We start from the raw sequence: 18,437 nt of genomic DNA on the forward strand, positions 1-18,437 counted from the left end.
CGATGGGGGAACACCTGACGTTCATCGGGTCGGTCACCGCGCAGCTGGTGCGCGCCGTGCCCGTGACCCTGCTGATCCTGGCGGTCTCCGGCGTTTGCGCCACGGTGCTGGCCACCGGCCTCACGGCGATGTCGGTGGCGCGGTCGCCGCTGCCGCGCCTGGTCCAGCGGACCTGGACCTTCCTGTTCCGGGGCACGCCGCTGATCCTGCAGATCTTCATGATCTATTATGGGTTCGCCATGGTCCCCTGGATACGCCACGGCATCCTCTGGGCGGCGTTCCGGGACCCGGTCTTCTGCACCTGCCTGGCCATGACCTGCTGTTGCTCCGCCTATATCGCCGAAATCTTCCGCGGGGCCTTGGCCGCCGTGCCGCGTGGGGAGATCGAGGCCGGCCGCGCCTGCGGCATGACCGGGTTCATGCTGCTGCGGCGGGTGATCGCGCCGTCGCTCATCCGCATCGCGCTGCCCAGCTATTCCAATGAAATCATCATGATGACCAAGTCGACCTCGCTGGCCAGCACCATCACGGTTCTGGACATCACCGGCGTGGCGCAACAGGTCATCGCCCACAGCTACCGCACCCTGGACGTGTTCTGCGCGGCGGCGGCGCTGTACCTGCTGATCAACGCGACCCTATCGACCCTGCTGACGGCATTGGAGCGCCGGCTGGACGTCGACCGTACCCCCACCCCGCTCGCGCCCATACCGCCCACCCTGGAGCCGCTGTCATGACCGTGCCGCCCCCTGTCCTGACCGCCACCAACATCCGCAAGTCCTTCGGTGACAGGGAAGTGCTGGCCGGTATTTCGCTGGAGGCGCGGGAGGGGGAGGTCATCTCCATCCTGGGAGGCAGCGGCTCGGGCAAAAGCACCTTCCTGCGCTGCCTCAACCTGCTGGAGGTACCCGACGACGGCCAGATCGCCATCGGCGACGTGCAGGCGCCCCTGGCGCGCAACCGCCACGGCCGCCTGGAGGTTTCCGACAGCCGCGCCGCCGCCCGCCTGCGGACCCAGACGGCCATGGTCTTTCAAGGCTTCAATCTCTGGCCCCACCTGACGGTGCTGCAGAACGTCATGGAGGCCCCCTTGCGCGTCCATCGCCGTGACCGCGAGGAGGTTCAGGCCACCGCGCGGTCGCTGCTGGAACGGGTGGGCATGGCCGGCTTTCACGCCGCCTATCCCAAGCGGCTCTCGGGCGGGCAGCAGCAGCGGGTGGCCATCGCCCGGGCCCTGGCGACGAACCCGAAGCTGGTCCTGTTCGATGAGCCGACCTCCGCCCTCGATCCGGAACGGGTGCGCGAGGTCCTGGCCCTGATGCGATCCCTGGCGGAAGAGGGGCGAACCATGATCGTGGTGACCCACGAGATGGCGTTCGCGCGCGATGTGTCCAGCCGGGTGGTGCACCTGATGAACGGGCGTGTCGAGTCCAGCGGCCCGCCGGCCCATATGTTCGGGGCCGACGCGTCCCCGGCGTTTCGCGCCTTCCTGTCCCCCGCGGCTCTTTGATCCCGCAACTCTTTGATAAAACAGTACCTTCCGGCGGCGGCTTCGGGCGAAGGGGCGGGCATGGCCTCTCGCCCCCTCGGCCGCGGGGCATCACCGTTCCTTCAGCGACAGGATGTAGGTGATCAGATCGTCCTGCTGTTCGGATGTCAGGTGATAGATCGGCATGGGCAGGTGGAGGTCGGACGCGAAGGCCTTCAGATGGCGCCTGTCCACATCGGGCCGCGCGGCAACGCTCATGAAGCTGGGGGCATTCATGGGCGGTGGCATGATATGGCCGGGCCGTGCGCCCGTAGGCTGGTCAGGCGCCACCCTATGGCATTCCGAGCACCAGGTGATGGCTAGCTCCTTCCCCCGTCGCACCGCCTCTGGGTTATCCTGTCTGGCGGCGCAGGCGGTGGTGATGAGGCAGCACAGGACCGTGAGGGAGGCGCGCATGATGGCTCTCCGGCGGTGGCTTCAGTCGCCAATCCAGGAAATGTGGGCGGCATTACGGGGCGGCTTCGGTGGGGCGTCATCCCTGGGGTGGCCGATGATGATGGGTGCCACCACCGGCATGGTTGGCGGCAGGGCCAAGGCGTCCTTGCCGTCGGCGCTGTTCAGCCAGGCGTGCGACAAGCCGATCCAGCAGGTCGCCAGGCCATGGCCGTAGGCCGCGAGCATGAGGTTCTCGGCCGCCAGGCAGCAGTCCTGCTGAGCCATGGCGTCCGGCACCGTGGCGCAAATCGCGATCAGGGCGGGCGCGTCGTAGAAGATGTTGAAGGCTGGGTCGGCAAGATGGCTTTCCATCGGCTTCAGCTCGGGCTGCCCATCCAGGGACCGCAGCAGAAAGGCTTTGGCATGGTCCGACCACAGGCGCAGCCGGGGGCGGTCCATCACCACGATGAATGACCAGGGCTGGCGGTTCATGCCGCTTGGGGCGTCCACCGCCGCCTCGATGACCGAACGGATTTGGTTGGCGGCGACGCCGGATTCGCTGTAGGCGCGGACGGCCCGGCGGTTATGCAGGGCGTCGAAGAGATCCATGGTTCCCTCCTGTGCGGCATGACCCTTCCGGTTACGGCCGGCGCGTCGGGTCCAGCGTGCGCCGATGGTTCGCACCTTCCCATGGTCCGGCGCCGCGCACCTTGAGATGGATCAGGCCGCCGCCGTTCACGGGTAGAGCAGGTGTTTGGCGCGTAGCGCCTTGAAGGCCGCCAGGTCCGCGTCCCATCCGGCGGCGATGGCGCGGGGGTCGACGCCAGAACGGATGGCCTCAACCGTGGCCTTGGAGCCGATCAGGCCCAGGGTATCATCCAGGGTGAACCGCTGCGGGTAGAGCCGGTGGAGCGCTGCCGCCAGTTCCACACCCAACAGCGGACTGTCCAGGGTCGTGCGATCCGTCACCGTCAGGCGCACCCCTTGGCACGGCAAGCCGGCGTAGCGATCCGCCGTCGGGGTGAAGGTCGCAGGCGCGAACTGGATACCGGGGATGGCCCTGGCCTGCAGCACGTCAGCCAGGGCCGGTCCGTCGATCCACGGCGCGCCCACCACCTCGAATGGGGTCGCTGTGCCGCGCCCCACGCTGACGGCGCTGCCCTCGATGAGCGCCACGCCGGGATAGAGGGTGGCCTCGTTCACGGATCGGAGGTTGGGCGATGGATTGATCCAGTGGAGGTCCGTCTCGTCGTACCAGCGGTCACGGCGGTAGCCCTGCATGGGCACGACGGTCAGCGCCGCGCCGATATTGTTCTCGGCATTGAACAGCGAAGCCAGTTCCCCCAGGGTCATGCCATGGCGGACCGGCAAGGTGAAATAGCCGGTGAAAGACCGGCGGTCCGCGTCCAGCACCGGCCCCTGCACCGCGGTGGCGGTGATGGGGTTGGGGCGGTCCAGCACATAGACCGGAACATGGGCCGCGGCCGCCGCCTCCAGAACATAGGCCATGGTGGTGGCGTAGGTGTAGAAGCGCGCGCCGGCGTCCTGGATGTCGATGACGATCGCGTCCAGGCCTGCCATCGCTTCCGGTGGGGGGCGCCGACTGCTGCCGTAAAGGCTGAGGATGGGAACACCGGTGGCCGCGTCCGTGCCCGAGGCGACCCGGCCTTCGCGGTCACCCGCCGGCCCATGTTCCGGGCTCAGCAGCAGCGCCAGGTGCACACCCGCTGCGCCTGACAGCAGGTCGGCGGTCCGGTGGCCCTGCCGGTCCACGCCCGTCTGATTGGTCAGCAGTGCCACCCGCTTGCCCAGCAGTGGGGCGAAGCCCTGGGCCGCCAGCACATCAATGCCGGTCAATACCGGAGGAGCCCAGGCGGCGGCCACCGCTTCGGCCAAGCGCCGCCGCAAGGGGCGTGCGTCGCCCTTCCCGTCAGGATGCAGACGGCTGGTCAGGATGATGAGGTAGCATCCGCGGTTCGGGTCCACCCACAGCGATGTGCCGGTATAGCCGGTGTGTCCATAGGAACCCGGACCGAACGCGGTGTCCTGCCCACCGGCATAGGGGGAGGTCCTGTCCCAGCCCAACCCCCTGGTCGTTCCCCCTGGCAACACATGGGGCTCAACCATCCGGGTGATGGTGCTGGCCTTCAGCATGCGCCGTTTCCCCAGCGTGCCGCCGTTCAGCAGCATGCGGGCGAAGCGGGCCAGGTCCGCCGCCGTACCGAAGACGCCGGCATGTCCGGCCACGCCCCCCAAGTGATAGGCGGCGGGGTCGCTGACCTTCCCCCATCGCAACATCCCATCCTGAACGTCCGTCGGGGCGATGCGGGGGCGCCAGGCGGCGGGAGGCACGAACCGCGTGTCCGTCATGCCCAAGGGGCGGAAGATATGCCGGGCCGCGTACCGGTCCAGCGGCAGGCCACTGACCCGCCGCACCACCTCACCCAGGACCAGGAAATTGATGTCGCTGTAGCGGAAGCGCTCTCCGGGGGGGCTGAGCGGCATCTCCGCCAGCAGCAGGGCCCGCGCCTCGGCGGCGCCGTCCCAGCGGCGCGCCCGGTCCAGGTCCGCGCGCAGGCCGGATGTATGGGTCAGCAACGCCTCAACGGTGATCGCGGCCTTGCCGTTGGCGGCGAAGGCCGGCCAATAGCGGGAAACCGGCGCTTCCAGATGCACCTTGCCCCGTTCCACCAGCTGCATGATGGCGGTGGTGGTCACCAGCACCTTGGTCAGCGAGGCCAGGTCGAAGATGGTGTCGGCTGTCATGGGTGCCGTATCCGGGAGCACCCGGCGCAGCCCCCAGGCGCCTTGGTACAGGATGCCGTCGCGGTCGCCGACCAGGACCACGGCCCCCGGGATATGGCCGGCGGTCATCTCCTCCCGGACGGCGGTATCGATGGCGGACGCCAGGGAGGCCATGTCCGGCCGGGCGGCGAACGCCGGTGTGACGCCCAGCCCCAGCAGGGCCCCCAGGGCCAGCAGGGCCAAGCCCAGCAGGAGATGGCGACGCGGCCACAGGGACATGCCGGTCCTCAGCGCGCGGCCTGCTGTTCCACGCCCAGGTTGCCGTAAACGTTGCGCGGGTTCCACAGCATCCATCCGTCCACCCCCACATCCTCGGCCGCCTTGGTCTGCAACCGTACCTCACCCCCGCCGAAGGACCGGCGATCAAAGGCGTAGTCCTTGAAGGCCTGCAGCCAGGGGCGGAACCGCTTGGGCGATATGTTCAGGCGTGACAGCGCATTTTCCAGGGAGAGGCGCACGATCTCATAGGAATGGCTGACCGGATTGCGATATCCGGGAATGCCGAACTGGAAGCCGGACGGGTAAAGCATGGGGGACAGGTAATCCACCTGCGGCGCCAGCTCCTCCAGGTGCTGTCCGATACCGGTATCGTCCAGGTTCCAGCAGACGTAGCCGAAGATGTCTGCCGCGACATAGACGTTATAGGGCAGCAGGCGGCGGCGAGCCTCCCCCAGGAAGCCGGCGATGGCTGCCACCCGATCCTTTTCCGTGGTCGGCCCGGCGAAGCGCAGACGCTGGTTGGCGTCCGGGAAGCGCACATAGTCGAACTGGATCTCGTCGAAGCCGGCCTGGGCCGCTTCGATGGCGATGCCGATGTTGTAGTCGCGAACCGCCTGTTGCAGCGGGTCGGTCCAGGCGAGATTCTCCCGGTCGCGGAACAGCTCGCCATTGCCGCGCTTCACCGCCAGGTCGGGCCGGCTGGCCGCCAGCAGCGGGTCCTTGAAGGTGACGATGCGGGCGATGAGGTAGATCCCCTGCGCGTGAAGCGTCGCCACCAGCTCCGCCAGGTTGGGGATGGTGGTGATCGCGCGGGCGCCGGGCACCGTCATGGCGGTTGCGCTGGGGAAGGGGACCAGCCCCCTATCCCCCTTCACGTCGATCACCAGGGCGTTCAGGCCTTTCTCCCGCATGACGGCCAGGGCGGGATCGCGCAAGGAACTGGAGCCGATGCCGTAGACGGTGAGATAGAGCGCCTTGGGTGTGAACGGCTCCAGGCGCAGCACGGCATCTGTGGGCGGCGATGCCGTCAGGGTGATTGTACGTGCCCGATAGCCGGGAGCGCGGGCGAAGACCGGACCCTGGGAGGCGACAGCGAAGCGTCCCATCTCGTCCACGGGCACCAGGTGGCCGTCGACGATGATCGTGGCGCCGGCGATGGGCGCGCCGGTGGCACCGTCGACAACCCGGCCCGCCATGGCTGCCGCCGCATGGGCCAGCGCCGGCGCCAGGCAGAAGGCAAGCAAGGCGCTCCTGAGGAACCGTCGGATCATCGCGGGTGGTCCCTTTTCTCGGGCGCCTGGGCCAGCAGCGCGGCGAAGGCGGTGTCGCGGGCCTGGTTCGAAACCGGAATGCGGGGAATGGCGTAGGGCAGCACGCCGGGTGCCGCCAATCCACCCTCATAGGCGAAGGCGGCGCGGTAGCCGGCATGCTCGGCGGCGCTTTGGAGGTCGGCATCGATGACCCCGAACGGCCAGGCCAGCAGGTCGACCTTGACGCCCAGGTGCCGCTCCAGCGCCGCCTTGGACCGGACCAGCTGGGAATTCACGAAGGCCCGGTAATCGTCCGGTGTCCGGCGGGCACGTTCCTTGCGGAAATCGGGGTGCCAATAGGTGTGGGACTGCACGTCCACCAGGCCGGACCGCACCATCTCCGCCAGTTGTTCCCATGTCAGGGCGTAGGCGGCGTTGGAAATGGCCGAAGGGTAGATGAACAGGGTGACCGGTACATGACGGCGGAGGATGACGGGGTAGAGCTGGGTGTAGACCGAGACGTGACCGTCATCAACGGTGATGGCGGCCGCCGGGCCAACGGCCTCGGTGGGCCGTTCGCCGCCGCGTACCGCCTCCACCACGCTTTGCAAGGGGACGACCTTGATGCCGTGGGCGTCCAGCCAGTCGAGCTGCCGCTCGAAGACGGGTGTCGTGATGGTGGTGGGACCGGGCGTGGTGGGATCGAAGCGGTGATAGGCCAGGACCGGTGTGCCGCCTTGCCCCCACGCGGCCGGCGCCGCCAATGCGGACATCAGGAGGAGGATCACGGGAAACAGCCCCCGGCATCTCATGGCGCCCCTCCTATTCCCGGCCATCGACGGCCACGTCGAAGGTGAAGATCCCGTCAGCCGTTTCCGGGCGCCGCGTCACTTCCGGATGGCGCAAGGTCCGCACCGTGTCCTGGTAGCCGACGGCCCAATGCTCCCCCACGCTCAGCCGGGAGAACTCGAAATCCTTGGTGCTGCCCTGGTGGCGTTTGGCGTGATAAATCAGGTGGATGATGTTGAACACCTTATGGTCCGCGTCGGGCTCCAGGTCGCGGGCCGCTGGCAGGTCGCGGTAGTCGGCGGGCAGGCCGGCCAGCAGGGCGGCGATGGCATGCCGCAGCCGTTGCTTGCGCCGAAATTCATCGGTCACGGCCCGTGTCCGGCTGGAATACTGGATTTCCTTCTGACGGGTCATGGCCTCGGCCAGGCTTGTCGGCATGTCGCCCCTGGCGCTCCATAGGTCCACCTGGAACGCCAGCGTGTCCTCATGCGCGTCGCCTTCCAGCACCCATTGCAGGGGCGTGTTCGACACCAATCCGCCATCCCAATAAAATTCGCCATCGACCTCGATGGCCGGGAAACCCGGCGGCAGGGCGGCGCTGGCCATGACGTGTTCTGGTCCGATGGTGTGGGTGGTGGTGTCGAAATAGGTGAAGTTGCCGGTTTCGATGTTGACGGCGCCGACGCTGAAGCGCAGGCCGCCGGCGTTGATGCGGTCGAAATCCACCAGCCGCTCCAGCGTGCGGCGAAGGGGGGCGGTGTCGTAGAAACTGGTCGCCGCCGTGCTGCCCGGCCACGACGCCCAGGGTGGGACCAGCCGGGGGGTGCACATGCCGGGCACGCCGGCCACGGTCGAAATAAGGGCACTCAGCTGGTTGAGGGTGGATCGCGGCGCCTCGCCATCCATTTGCGAGGTCGCCAACGCTTCCAGGCAATCCAGGGCCCGGGCCGCCCCGGCCACTTCGTCCCAAAACTGCCGCAGCTTGGCCACGCGCTCCTCGGGCGGGTTGCCGGCGATCAGCGCGGCGTTGATGGCGCCGATGGACATGCCGGCCACCCAGTTGGGGTGCAACTCCGCCTCGGCCAGCGCCTCGTAGGCCCCGGCCTGGTAAGAGCCCAGGGCGCCGCCACCCTGCAGGACCAGGGCGATGCGCCGGAACGGCGGACGCGCATTGGACCGATGGGTCCGGAGCAGGGGCATGTCGGGCATGGTTCCGGTCCCGCCCGTCAAAGCCGACCGACTTCGAATTCCTCGCAGGAGTGGCCAAGCGCCGCCAACCCTTCCTCCAGATAATCCCCCAACGCCGGCATGCCCATGAGGTACGAGGCGGAATGGCGGTGGTGGCGTTCGCGGGCCAAGGCCCGGACGGTGGCCCAGTCGTCATCGCCGCGCCCCAGCCAGGCCAGGGCGATCAGGTCGATCACTTCATCGTCGTTCAGGGCGTTGATGGCGGCGCGAAGCTCGGCGGCCGTCGGATCGTCGGCATAGTCGCCGAGGATGGAGCCCTCACCGTCATCGGCGGGATTGGAACCAGGGTCGGGTTCCACCGGTGCCACCTTCACATCGAATTCCCGCGCCTTCACAATGATGTAGAAGACTTTCTCGACGCTGATGTTCAACTCGACCCGCTGGGGCGTCTCGACCGTGGGCATGGTCCTCTCCCTTGTCCGGCCGGCAGCGACCGTGGGCGTGCGTGGTCTTGAACGCTTAAAGGAATTGGCGGGATATATCCTTGATTTGGCTCAAGGGGGTTGTCTTTCGGCTTTGCGGCTGCTGGCGGTGTCCGTCGTACTTCGCTTAAGTACATGAAGATTCATTCGGCGAATATTCCAGCCGTCCTGATCCACATCAGTGTCTTTCCCGGTGCCGCATTTAAGGTGAAGCGTCGCTTGTTTCATCGGGAAGGCGCCGATGCTTGGCATCTTCAAAATCGCCTACAAGCTGTTGGTAAATGATAGGGCGAAGTTCGCTGCCCTGCTGGTGGGCATCACCTTCGCTGTTTTCCTGATGATCCAGATGACCTCGCTGTTCTCCGGTGTCCTGAGCCGGTCGTCGGCGACGGTCATCAATATCGGCGCCACGATGTGGGTGATGGATCCAGCCGTGCAGACGGTGGCCAATTCCATTCCCATGCCCGATTACGTGCTGGATGAGGTGCGGTCCATACCCGGGGTGAAATACGCCGTGCCGCTCTATTCCGGCGGTGCCCTGGCCAAGCTGCGCGATGGCACCTACCAGTTCGTCACCGTCATGGGCCTGGACGACGGCACGCTGTTCGGCCGGCCGCGCCTGATCGACGGCAACATCCAGGACATCTTCGCCGAGAACGGGTTCATCGTCATCAAGGACGCTGAATTCGCCAAGCTGGAAAACCCAACCATCGGCACGGAATTCGAACTGAACGACCATCGCGTCAAGATCGTGGGCATCGGCGAGGTGGCGACCAGCGGCCTGTTCGGCGTGCCCACGCTCTATACGACCTACAATCGCGCCCTGCAGTACCTTCCCAATACCCGCTTCACCGCGTCCTATATCCTGGTCGAACCCAAGACGGCGTCGGACGCGGCGGTCATTGCGGGCAGGGTCCACGCCATGGGCTACCTGGCCCTGACCAAGGACCAGTTCATCGACAAGATCGCGGCCTTCTACACCTTCCGCACCGGCCTCGGGACCAACATTCTGCTGATGACCGTCATCAGCTTCATCGTCGGCCTCTCCATCTCCGGCCAGACCTTCTACACCTTCATCATCGAGAACCTGGAGAAGTTCGGCGCCCTGAAGGCCATCGGCGCCAAGAGCCGTGAGCTGGTGGCCATGATCCTGTTCCAGGCGGCGTTCACGGCGCTCACCGGCTACGGCCTGGGCATCGGATTGTGCGCCGTCATGATCTGGCTGGCCCGCTTGCGCATCCCCGACTACGCCGCCGTCATCACTTTTCCGAACATCGGGCTGGCCTTCGCCATGGTGGTGGTCATCGCCGGCATCTCCAGCTACGTCGGGGTCCGCAAGGTGCTGACCATCGAACCCTTCGACATCTTCCGGGGATAGGCCATGGCCGACGTCGCCGTCCGGGCCGCCGGGCTGACCAAATGGTTCGGGGAGGAGGCGACGCGGACACTGGCCGTCCAGAACGTCAGCTTCGAGGCGTTTTTCGGCGAGATGCTGTACGTCGTCGGCCCGTCGGGCAGCGGCAAGACCACCATGCTCAGCATGGTTTCCGGCATCCTGCGCCCCAACGCCGGCACGGTGGAGATCGAGGGCACGGACATCTGGCGCCTGTCCGGTGACGAGATCGCCACCTTCCGCCTGCGCAAGCTGGGCTTCGTCTTCCAGGATTATCACCTGTTCCCCCGCCTGACGACACAGGAGAACGTGGCCATTCCCCTGATCCTGCAACATCGGGACTGGGACGAAGCCATGGCGGAGGCCCTGCGCGATCTCAAGATCGTGGGGCTGGAGAATCGCGCCGCCCTGCCGCCGGTCAAGCTCAGCGGAGGCGAGCAGCAGCGGGTGGCCATCGCCCGCGCCATCGTCAGCCGGCCGGAGATCCTGATCCTGGATGAACCGACGGCGTCCCTGGACGGCGATACCGGTCGCACTGTCCTGAGCTTCGTGCGGCGCGAACTCCTGACCGACCGGCGCTGCATCATCATCATCACCCACGACGCCCGCATCTTCGAATTCGCCAACCGCATCATGCACATGGAAGACGGCAAGCTGACCGGGATCACCCAGGCCGGCGCCGGGCCGATGGAGGTTGCCGGTGAAACTTAAGATCCTGTTCCTGTTCGCCGGCATCGGCCTGCTGCTGGGCATCGTCAGCGCCTATGTCGCCGCCCAGCAACTGTCGGCGCAGCCGCCGGTGTTCAGCCCGGCGCCCAACCCCTACGCCAATGGCATCTATGCCAACGGCATCGTGGAAAGCCGTCAGACCCACGGGGCGAACATCGCCATCTTCCCCGAGGTCAGCGGCCCCATCACCCGCGTGCTGGCGGCGGAGGGCAGTCTGGTCAAGGTGGGTGATCCGCTGGTGATCATCGATGATTCCGTCCAGCGGGAAACGACCGGGCAGCAGAAGGCCCAGTTGGAGGTCGCCGTGGCCCAGATCGCCAACGCGCGGGCCAGTCTGAAGAGCGTGGCCGACACCTTCGCCAAGCAGCAGCGCTCCTACACGCTGGACCCCCAGTCCGTCAGCCAGGACACGCTCGACACGGCCCGCAACGCCGTGGCCGTGGCGGAAACCAACCTGCGGGTGGTCGAACGGCAGCAGGTGGCCCTAAGCCGGGCCGCCGCCGCGTCGGAGGCGCTGCTGCGCAAATACACCATCAGGGCCCCCAGGGATGGCGTCGTGCTGTCGATTCAGGCCGCCGCCGGCAGCTACGTCTCATCGCAAGGCGCCTATGACGGCTACATCCAGGGCTATCTGCCCTTGGTCACCATCGGATCGGCGCCGGAGGAATTGGAGATCCGCTGTTATGTCGACGAGATCCTGATCAACCGCCTGCCGCCGGCGGAGAAGATGGTCGCCCGCATGTATGTGCAGGGCACGGACATCAACCTGCCGCTGACCTATGAGCGGATGCAGCCCTACGTCTCGCCCAAGATCGAACTGTCGAACCAGCGGCAGGAGCGGGTCGACGTGCGGGTGCTGCCCATCATCTTCCGCTTCGACAAGCCGGCGAACCTCAACCTCTATCCGGGGCAGTTGGTCGATGTCTATATCGGTGCGAAATAACACGGTCACCTCGGCGCGGCGCGTCTACCCGGCCCTGACGCCGGCCGTCGCCCTGGTCGCCTTGCTTGCCGGTTGCACCGTCGGGCCGGACTTCAAGGCGCCCGACGCGCCGGTCGCCAGCGGCTATACCGAAGGCCCGGCCCTTCGGTCCACGGTGGCGGCGGACGGCACCGTCCAGACCATCGACGGGGAGGCGCGGCTGCCGGCCGACTGGTGGCACCTGTTCGATTGCCCGGCGCTGGACGGTCTGGTGCGGCAGGGCTTGGCCGACAGTCCCAGCCTGGCCGCCACCGAGGCAACCCTACGGCAGGCGCAGGACACCCTGAAGGCTGGTGAAGGCATCTTCTGGCCCCAGGTGGATGCCGGGGCTGATATGGCGCGCCAGCGGGAGTCCCGGAACGCGGCAGGCGGAGCGAGGCAAGGTGCCTTCAACCTGTTCACCCTGTCGGCGTCGGTCAGCTACGCCCTGGATATTTTCGGGGGGGAGCACAGGCGTGTGGAGGGACTGGCCGCCCAGGTGGACTATCAACGCAACGCCATGCGCGCTGCCGCGCTGACGCTCGCCACCACCCTTGTCGACACGGCCATCGCCAGTGCCGCCTATGACGCCCAGATCGAGGCCACCGTGGCCATTGTCGCGTTGGAACGGGAACAGGTCCGTCTGGCCATTGTGCACGCAACCGCGGGGACGGCGGGCCAGGCTGCGGTATTGAGCCTGCGGGCGCAGTTGGAGGCGACGGAGGCGTCATTGCCGGGCCTGCGCCAGAAGCAGGCACAGGCCCGGCACCTGATGGCCGTACTGGTCGGCCGGCTGCCGGCGGATTGGCAGCCGCCGTTCCTCAGTTTCAGCGAGCTAACGCTGCCCCGCTCGCTTCCCCTGTCGCTGCCCTCGGCGCTGGTGCGGCAACGTCCCGACATCCTGCAGGCGGAAAGCGCATTGCACGCCGCCAGCGCCGCCATCGGCGTGGCCACGGCGGCCTTACTGCCGAGCGTCACGTTGGATGGATCGTTCGGGGTTTCCAGCACGTCGTCCGACACGCTGTTCCAGGCCGGCAGCGGTGTGTGGAGCGTGGGCGCCGGCGTAGCCCAGCCGATATTCAATGGCGGCGCGCTGTCCTATCAGCGCCAGGCTGCCATCGATGCCTATGACGCCGCCGCCGCCGCCTATCGCCAGACCGTCCTGAACGCCTTCCAGCAGGTGGCGGACGTGCTGCGCGCGCTTGAGCATGACGCGGAAAGCCTGGCCTTGCTGGAACAGGCAGAAAAGACGGCCGGTGCCGCGCTGGCGCTGACCCAGGCGAATTTCGCCGCCGGCCTCGCCGCCCAAGCGGACGTGCTGGTCGCCGATGTCCAGTACCGTACGGCCAAGCTTTCCGTCATCGCCGCGCGCGCCAGCCGTTACCAGGATACCGTGGCGCTGTTCGCAGCCCTGGGCGGGGGCTGGTGGAACGCGCCCGCAGCGGATCATTGACAGGCGACCGAAGGGGGAACTCCTGATCAGGAAAATCTCTTGAAGAACAGCCTTTTAACGCCCTCCGCCAGCATGAGGTAGACCACGATGGCCCCGACCAGGAACAGATAGAAGGCGGGCGGTGGCGCGACCAGTCCGAACAGCCCTCCCAAGGGGGTCAGCGGCAGCAGCGCGGCCAGCGCCGCCGTGGACACGGCCAACCCGGCCAACAGGGGATGGGGCCGGCCGCGCCAGGGTGCGCGGGGCGTGCGGATGACGAAGATCACCAGCACCTGTGTCGCCAGGCTCTCGATGAACCAGCCGGTCTGGAACAGGGCCTCGTGGGCATGCAACAGGTGCAGCAGGACGTAAAAGGTCAGGAAGTCGAACAGAGAGCTGACGGGGCCCAGCACCAGCATGAAGCGCAGGATCAGGGGCAGGTTCCAGTGCACCGGCCGCGTCAGCGCCTCCTCCTCCACGCGGTCGAAGGGGATGCCCGCCTCCGACGCGTCGTAGAGCAGGTTATTCAGCAGAACCTGCACTGGCAGCATGGGCAGGAAGGGCAGGAACAAGGCCGCGCCGGCCATGCTGAACATGTTGCCGAAATTGGAGCTGCTGCCCATCAGGACGTACTTGGTGACGTTCAGGACCGTGCGCCGCCCCTCCAGCACGGCCTCGTGCACGACGGAAAGATCCTGGTCCAACAGGATAAGGCTGGCGGCCTCCTTGGCCACGTCGGCGGCGCTATCCACGGAAATGCCGACATCGGCGGCGTGCAGGGCGGCGGCGTCGTTGACCCCATCCCCCATGAAACCCACGACGTGCCCCGCCCGGCGGCAGGCCGACAGCACACGCTCCTTCTGCTGCGGTGTCACGCGGCAGAAGACGTTCACCTGCTTCAGCCGCGCGTGTAGTGCTTCACTGGTCAGGGTCTGCAGTTCCTCACCCGTCAACAGTCCGATGATGGGCAGGCTCAGCTGTGCGCACAGGTGCCGGGTGACCGCCTCGGTGTCGCCGGTCAGTATCTTGATGTCGACGCCGGATCGCGCAAGGGAGGTCACGGCGGCCGTGGCGCTGGCCTTGGGCGGATCCAGGAAGGCGAGGTGCCCTTCGAAGACCAGGTCGCGTTCATCGGCGCGGTCGATGTGTTGGCGGTCCGGCGGCAGCGGCCGGGTGGCGACGGCCAGCACGCGATAGCCGTCATGGCCCAGCGACTGGAATTGGGCATCCAGCTGCGCCCGGGCCTCCTCATCCAAGGGGCGAAGCGTTCCCCCCGGTCCACGCCACTGGCCGGACAGCCGCACCATGTCCTCCGGCGCGCCTTTGACCACCAGCAGTTTGATTCCATGGTTTTCCGCCAGGACCGACACGCGCCGGCGCTCGAAATCGAAAGGTACCTCGTCGCACTTCCGCCAAGCGGTCATATCGACCTGGCCATGGGCCAGGATGGCCTCGTCCATGGGGCTGTGCAGGCCGGTTTCAAACCGGCTGTTGATGTAGGCCAGCTCGAAAAGGCGGGGCTCATCCTTCCCTTCACCATCCAGCGTGCGCACCAGTTGAATGGCGGCCTGGGTCAGTGTTCCCGTCTTGTCGGTGCACAGCACATCCATGGCACCGACATTGTGCATGGACGCCAGTCGCTTGACGATCACCCTGCGCTTGGCCAGCCGCAGGGCGCCGCGCGCCAGGGTCACCGTGACGATCATGGGCAGCAGTTCGGGCGTCAGCCCCACCGCCAGGGCCAGCGCGAACATCAGGGAGTCCAGCCAGGGGCGGTGGAACAGGGAATTCACCGCCAGCACGAACAGGACCAGGAAAAAGGTGAGCCGCAGAATCAGGAAGCCGAACCGGCGGACCCCGGTTTCAAAAGCCGTCGGTGGCGCCGCCGATTGCAGGCTGCGGCTCATCTGTCCGAACAGGGTGGCGCCGCCCGTCTGGCAGACGACGGCCGTGGCGCTGCCGGCGAGGACGGAGGTGCCCATGAACAGGCAGGCGGTCGCCTCTCCGGGCGTGGCCTTGGGCAGGGGCCCCTGGTCCGCGCGCTTCTCCACCGGGTAGGGCTCTCCCGTCAGGATGGCCTGGTTCACGAACAGATCGCGCGCCTCCAGCAGGCGGCAGTCGGCAGGGACCAGGTCGCCAGCCGCCAGCCGCACCACGTCACCCGGCACCAGTTGCTCCAGCGGCACGGTCGTCTCATGGCCGTCGCGCCATAGCTGGACCCGCACGGCGACGGTGCGGCGTAGGGCTTCCACCGCGGCTTCGGCCTGCCGCTCCTGAATGAAGTCCAGCACGACGCTCAGCAAGACGACGGCCAGGACAATGACGAAGCTGGAGGTGTTGCCGGTGGCCGCCGACAGGGCGCTGGCGAACAGCAGGATCAACACCAGCGGATTGGCGAAACGGGCCAGGAAGTCCAGCCAAGCGGGTCGCCGGCGGCGGTCCAACGCCTGGTTGGGCCCCCACCGCAGTAGTCGTTGCTCTGCCTCCGCCGTCATGAGGCCACCGGCATCGGCCGGCAGTGCCGCCAACAGGTCGGCCAGCGGCAAGGCCCAGATGGCGGGCGGGCAGGTGTTCAACATGGCCCCCCTGCATGGTCCCACTGCGGCACCGTACGCCATCAGAGTCTCCTCCTGATGTTCTCGACCTTGCAAGGGCCGGGGACCCTAGTGGGCCAGCAAGGCCGGTATTGGCGTTTTGGTCAGGATGTCCCGGGTGACACCGCCCAACGCCCATTCCCGCAGGCGGGAATGGCTGTAGGCGCCCGCCACGATCAGGCCGGCGTTCAGCAGCTCCGCCTCGTTGAACAGCCCGGCGGCGACAGTGTCCCATTTGCCCAGCCGCCGGATCTCGGCGGCCACGTCATGCCGCTCCAGATAGCTGGCCAGATCGCGATCGCCGGGAACCTCCTCCGGCCCGTCGGTGGCGACGGTGGCGATGACGACCTCCTTTGCCTGGCGGAGAAACGGCATGGCCTGTGCCACCGCGTTCGCCGCTTCGCGGCTGTTTTTCCAGGCGACGAGAATGGTATCCATGGGGCGCAGCCGCAAAGGGTCCTCTTCCGGAATGACGAACACGCCGCGGCCCGATCCGAACAGCGCCGCCTCCACCACGGTGCTGGCGCGGTTCGGTTTGTCGATGCGGTAAGGGGTGCGGACCACCATCAGGTCCGCCGTCTGGGCCTGGGCCATGACGACATCGCCGACATTCGCCGCGATACAGTCGAAGCGGCGCAGGTCATGGGATGCGGAGAGCTTTGCAAATCGCCGCTCCAGCGCGTGTTCGACCGACCGGCACTGTGTTCGGGTCTCATCAAGCCGTTGGGACATCAAGCTCCGGCTGATGGCGTAGTGGGAGATGCCGACCGGCGGTTCTGGCAGGAGATTGAGGTAAAGGCCCCGGATGTGGGCCTGATGCATACCCGCCAGATGGTCGGCATGGATGATCCGGCTTTCGTCGTCGGCGCTGCCGTCCAGATGGACGAGAATTTCCTTGATCATCACGCCCGCCCTCATTCCATGCAGCGGCTGGAGAGGGGTTCCCAACCGTGAATTGCAATCTGACGCAAATTGGCGGCTGGGACCTTGATGCATCTCAACCAATCCCGGCCGAGATGCGTATGAAACCTAGGCTAACCATAGGTGGGGCGCTTCCTGGCGCAATGCATAGCAAAGTAAATCAAGGCGGCATTATTTTAATTTGAATAAAAAAAATTTATTAAAAATAAACGGCATTGGCTAGACTTTGTAAGTGAATTATTGGATTAGTGAGCAAATTGTTTCGGTGTATGTCAAATTAATAGCATATGTTGTGTCATTTTTAAAATAAAACACAATCCACTATCACTTTGGTATTTATCTAACGTGTATGTATGTCTTTAATCATAGATCTTGATTCCCTGTGACAATAGATTGAAGCGTCTCCGATGACTTCCCGTCGACGCGTCAAAGGGAGAACTGACTGATGGGCTTCTCCAATTCACAGGAATCGCATCCCGCTGACCTGCCTGCCGCCTTGACCATCGCCGACTCCATTCGGCACCACAATCTGCCGGGTGCCTTCACAGAGCCCGTCGCTTATGCCAAGGAACAAAGCATCTTGAGTGAAGGGGAGCTGGCGACGGACATCCACATCGTCGTGTCCGGTGCGGTCCGGCTGTTCAAGATGATGCCGGACGGCCGGCGTCAGATCATCGGCTTCGCGTTTCCGGGTGACATGCTAGGTCTGTCGCTGGACGATCGTTATCTGCATTCCGCCGAGGCGATCTCGCCGGTCATCCTGCGCCATATGGGCCGCCGGCAGCTGGCCGCGCTGCTGGAACGCGACCATGGGCTGCGCAAGGCTCTGCTGGCCTGGACGATGACGGAGTTGCAGATCGCCCAGGACCAGATGCTGCTGCTGGGGCGCAAAGACGCCACGGAGCGGCTCTCATCGTTCCTGCTCACCCTTCTGCAGCGGCGGAACCATTCCACCGAAGACCGTCACCTGCCGCTGGCCATGACAAGGACGGATATCGCCGATTATCTGGGTCTGTCGATGGAAACGGTGTCCCGTACCATCTCCCTGCTCAAAGGCAGGCGGCTCATCCGGCCCCTGGCCGACCATTCCATTGAGCTTCTGAACGTCCCGGGCCTCCGGGACCTGGCCGCCGGCAATGCGATTGCCGTCCAGCTGGACCCGTAGCGGCCTGCGAAGGCCTGACCCGTCCGGTATTTGAGATCCATCCGGTATTTCAGAAAGGAGGTGCGTCATGAAGGCCAGCGATCAACCGGCGGTGCCATCGCGAGGGCGCCGTATTTCCGGCCGGGCCCAAAATCCCGCGTCGAATGACCCCTATCATTCCGTTGAAAAGATGCCGGACGGCACCTGTTGCCCCGATTGCGGCGCGGTTTTCAGCGAAGGCCGCTGGCATTGGGGGGAATGCGCCGCCCTGGGGCCGGCGCAGACATGCCCGGCATGCCGGCGGATCAGGGAAGGCGCCGCCGGGGGCATACTCACCCTGAAGGGGGACTTCGTGCGGGCCAAGCAGCAGGAACTGCTCAGCCTCATCCATCATCAGGAGGAACTGGAAAAGGCTGAGCACGCCTTGAACCGCATCATGGACATCGCGGTGGATGACGATGGGATCACCGTCCGCACCACGGATCCGCGCCTGGTCTGCCGCATGGGTGATGCGCTGGAACGGGCCTATGAAGGCGCCCTGGAAATCCATCACGACGAAGATGGGTTCTTCGCAAGGGTGGCCTGGGAACGCGCCTGACCTGGTGGCGG

The 18,437-nt window shown here is 66.1% G+C and carries 17 protein-coding genes; 8 read left to right on the plus strand and 9 right to left on the minus strand.

Annotation, left to right across the window (positions count from 1 at the left end):
• Positions 1-2: 2 nt before the first annotated feature.
• Together FBZ88_RS19850 and FBZ88_RS19855 are read left to right on the plus strand one after the other, a co-directional pair.
• Positions 3-734, plus strand: a complete 732-nt coding sequence (locus FBZ88_RS19850) for an ABC transporter permease (RefSeq protein ID WP_145618897.1) — start codon at positions 3-5, stop codon at positions 732-734.
• Positions 731-1,507, plus strand: a complete 777-nt coding sequence (locus FBZ88_RS19855; RefSeq protein WP_145618898.1) for an ABC transporter ATP-binding protein — start codon at positions 731-733, stop codon at positions 1,505-1,507. Before FBZ88_RS19850 ends, FBZ88_RS19855 begins: the two co-directional genes overlap by 4 nt.
• 90 nt (positions 1,508-1,597) lie before the next feature.
• On the opposite strand, the gene FBZ88_RS19860 is transcribed toward FBZ88_RS19855, so the two are convergent.
• The 7 genes from FBZ88_RS19860 to FBZ88_RS19890 all read right to left on the minus strand — a co-directional run bounded on the left by FBZ88_RS19860 (position 1,598) and on the right by FBZ88_RS19890 (position 8,636).
• Positions 1,598-1,942, minus strand: coding sequence for a c-type cytochrome (locus FBZ88_RS19860; RefSeq protein WP_145618899.1), 345 nt, complete (start codon positions 1,940-1,942; stop codon positions 1,598-1,600).
• Positions 1,943-1,963: 21 nt separating this feature from the next.
• The gene (locus FBZ88_RS19865) at positions 1,964-2,530 is read right to left on the minus strand and encodes a nitroreductase family protein (protein WP_145618900.1); all 567 of its coding nucleotides are present in this window, start codon (positions 2,528-2,530) and stop codon (positions 1,964-1,966) included.
• A 126-nt stretch (positions 2,531-2,656) separates the two neighbouring features.
• Positions 2,657-4,945 (minus strand): serine hydrolase, encoded by a 2,289-nt coding sequence (locus FBZ88_RS19870; protein ID WP_145618901.1) that lies wholly within the window; start codon positions 4,943-4,945, stop codon positions 2,657-2,659.
• Between the two features lie 8 nt (positions 4,946-4,953).
• Positions 4,954-6,189, minus strand: a complete 1,236-nt coding sequence (locus FBZ88_RS19875; protein WP_145618954.1) for a putative glycoside hydrolase — start codon at positions 6,187-6,189, stop codon at positions 4,954-4,956.
• A 23-nt stretch (positions 6,190-6,212) separates the two neighbouring features.
• Positions 6,213-6,983, minus strand: a complete 771-nt coding sequence (locus FBZ88_RS19880) for a polysaccharide deacetylase family protein (RefSeq protein WP_145618902.1) — start codon at positions 6,981-6,983, stop codon at positions 6,213-6,215.
• 34 nt (positions 6,984-7,017) lie between these two features.
• Entirely contained in the window at positions 7,018-8,193 is a 1,176-nt protein-coding gene (locus FBZ88_RS19885; RefSeq protein WP_004272945.1) for a patatin-like phospholipase family protein, read from the minus strand.
• 17 nt (positions 8,194-8,210) lie between these two features.
• Positions 8,211-8,636, minus strand: a complete 426-nt coding sequence (locus tag FBZ88_RS19890; protein WP_088874923.1) for a DUF3775 domain-containing protein — start codon at positions 8,634-8,636, stop codon at positions 8,211-8,213.
• A 259-nt stretch (positions 8,637-8,895) separates the two neighbouring features.
• Between FBZ88_RS19890 and FBZ88_RS19895 the strand changes: the two genes are divergently transcribed.
• The 4 genes from FBZ88_RS19895 to FBZ88_RS19910 are packed head-to-tail and all read left to right on the plus strand — an operon-like array spanning position 8,896 to position 13,190.
• Positions 8,896-10,032, plus strand: a complete 1,137-nt coding sequence (locus tag FBZ88_RS19895) for an ABC transporter permease (RefSeq protein WP_145618903.1) — start codon at positions 8,896-8,898, stop codon at positions 10,030-10,032.
• A 3-nt stretch (positions 10,033-10,035) separates the two neighbouring features.
• Positions 10,036-10,758: an ABC transporter ATP-binding protein gene (locus FBZ88_RS19900; RefSeq protein ID WP_145618904.1), complete on the plus strand. Its 723-nt coding sequence runs from the start codon at positions 10,036-10,038 to the stop codon at positions 10,756-10,758.
• Complete coding sequence (locus FBZ88_RS19905; RefSeq protein ID WP_145618905.1) at positions 10,748-11,719, plus strand: efflux RND transporter periplasmic adaptor subunit; 972 nt, start codon at positions 10,748-10,750, stop codon at positions 11,717-11,719. Before FBZ88_RS19900 ends, FBZ88_RS19905 begins: the two co-directional genes overlap by 11 nt.
• Positions 11,709-13,190 (plus strand): efflux transporter outer membrane subunit, encoded by a 1,482-nt coding sequence (locus FBZ88_RS19910; protein WP_145618906.1) that lies wholly within the window; start codon positions 11,709-11,711, stop codon positions 13,188-13,190. The genes FBZ88_RS19905 and FBZ88_RS19910 overlap by 11 nt, the downstream gene beginning before the upstream one ends.
• 26 nt (positions 13,191-13,216) lie before the next feature.
• Here the strand turns inward: FBZ88_RS19910 and mgtA are convergent, their stop codons facing one another.
• Entirely contained in the window at positions 13,217-15,748 is a 2,532-nt protein-coding gene (gene mgtA, locus FBZ88_RS19915; protein WP_145618907.1) for a magnesium-translocating P-type ATPase, read from the minus strand.
• 84 nt (positions 15,749-15,832) lie between these two features.
• Complete coding sequence (locus FBZ88_RS19920) at positions 15,833-16,666, minus strand: universal stress protein (RefSeq protein WP_246138762.1); 834 nt, start codon at positions 16,664-16,666, stop codon at positions 15,833-15,835.
• 463 nt (positions 16,667-17,129) lie between these two features.
• On the opposite strand from FBZ88_RS19920, the gene FBZ88_RS19925 reads away from it, so the two are divergent.
• Both FBZ88_RS19925 and FBZ88_RS31030 read left to right on the plus strand, forming a co-directional pair.
• The gene (locus FBZ88_RS19925) at positions 17,130-17,849 is read left to right on the plus strand and encodes a cyclic nucleotide-binding domain-containing protein (RefSeq protein WP_145618908.1); all 720 of its coding nucleotides are present in this window, start codon (positions 17,130-17,132) and stop codon (positions 17,847-17,849) included.
• Positions 17,850-17,916: 67 nt separating this feature from the next.
• Complete coding sequence (locus tag FBZ88_RS31030) at positions 17,917-18,426, plus strand: BCAM0308 family protein (RefSeq protein WP_281290151.1); 510 nt, start codon at positions 17,917-17,919, stop codon at positions 18,424-18,426.
• The last annotated feature ends 11 nt before the right edge of the window (positions 18,427-18,437 follow it).

The sequence above is a fragment of the Nitrospirillum bahiense genome (genome assembly GCF_007828025.1).
GTDB classification, from domain to species: Bacteria; Pseudomonadota; Alphaproteobacteria; order Azospirillales; family Azospirillaceae; genus Nitrospirillum; species Nitrospirillum amazonense.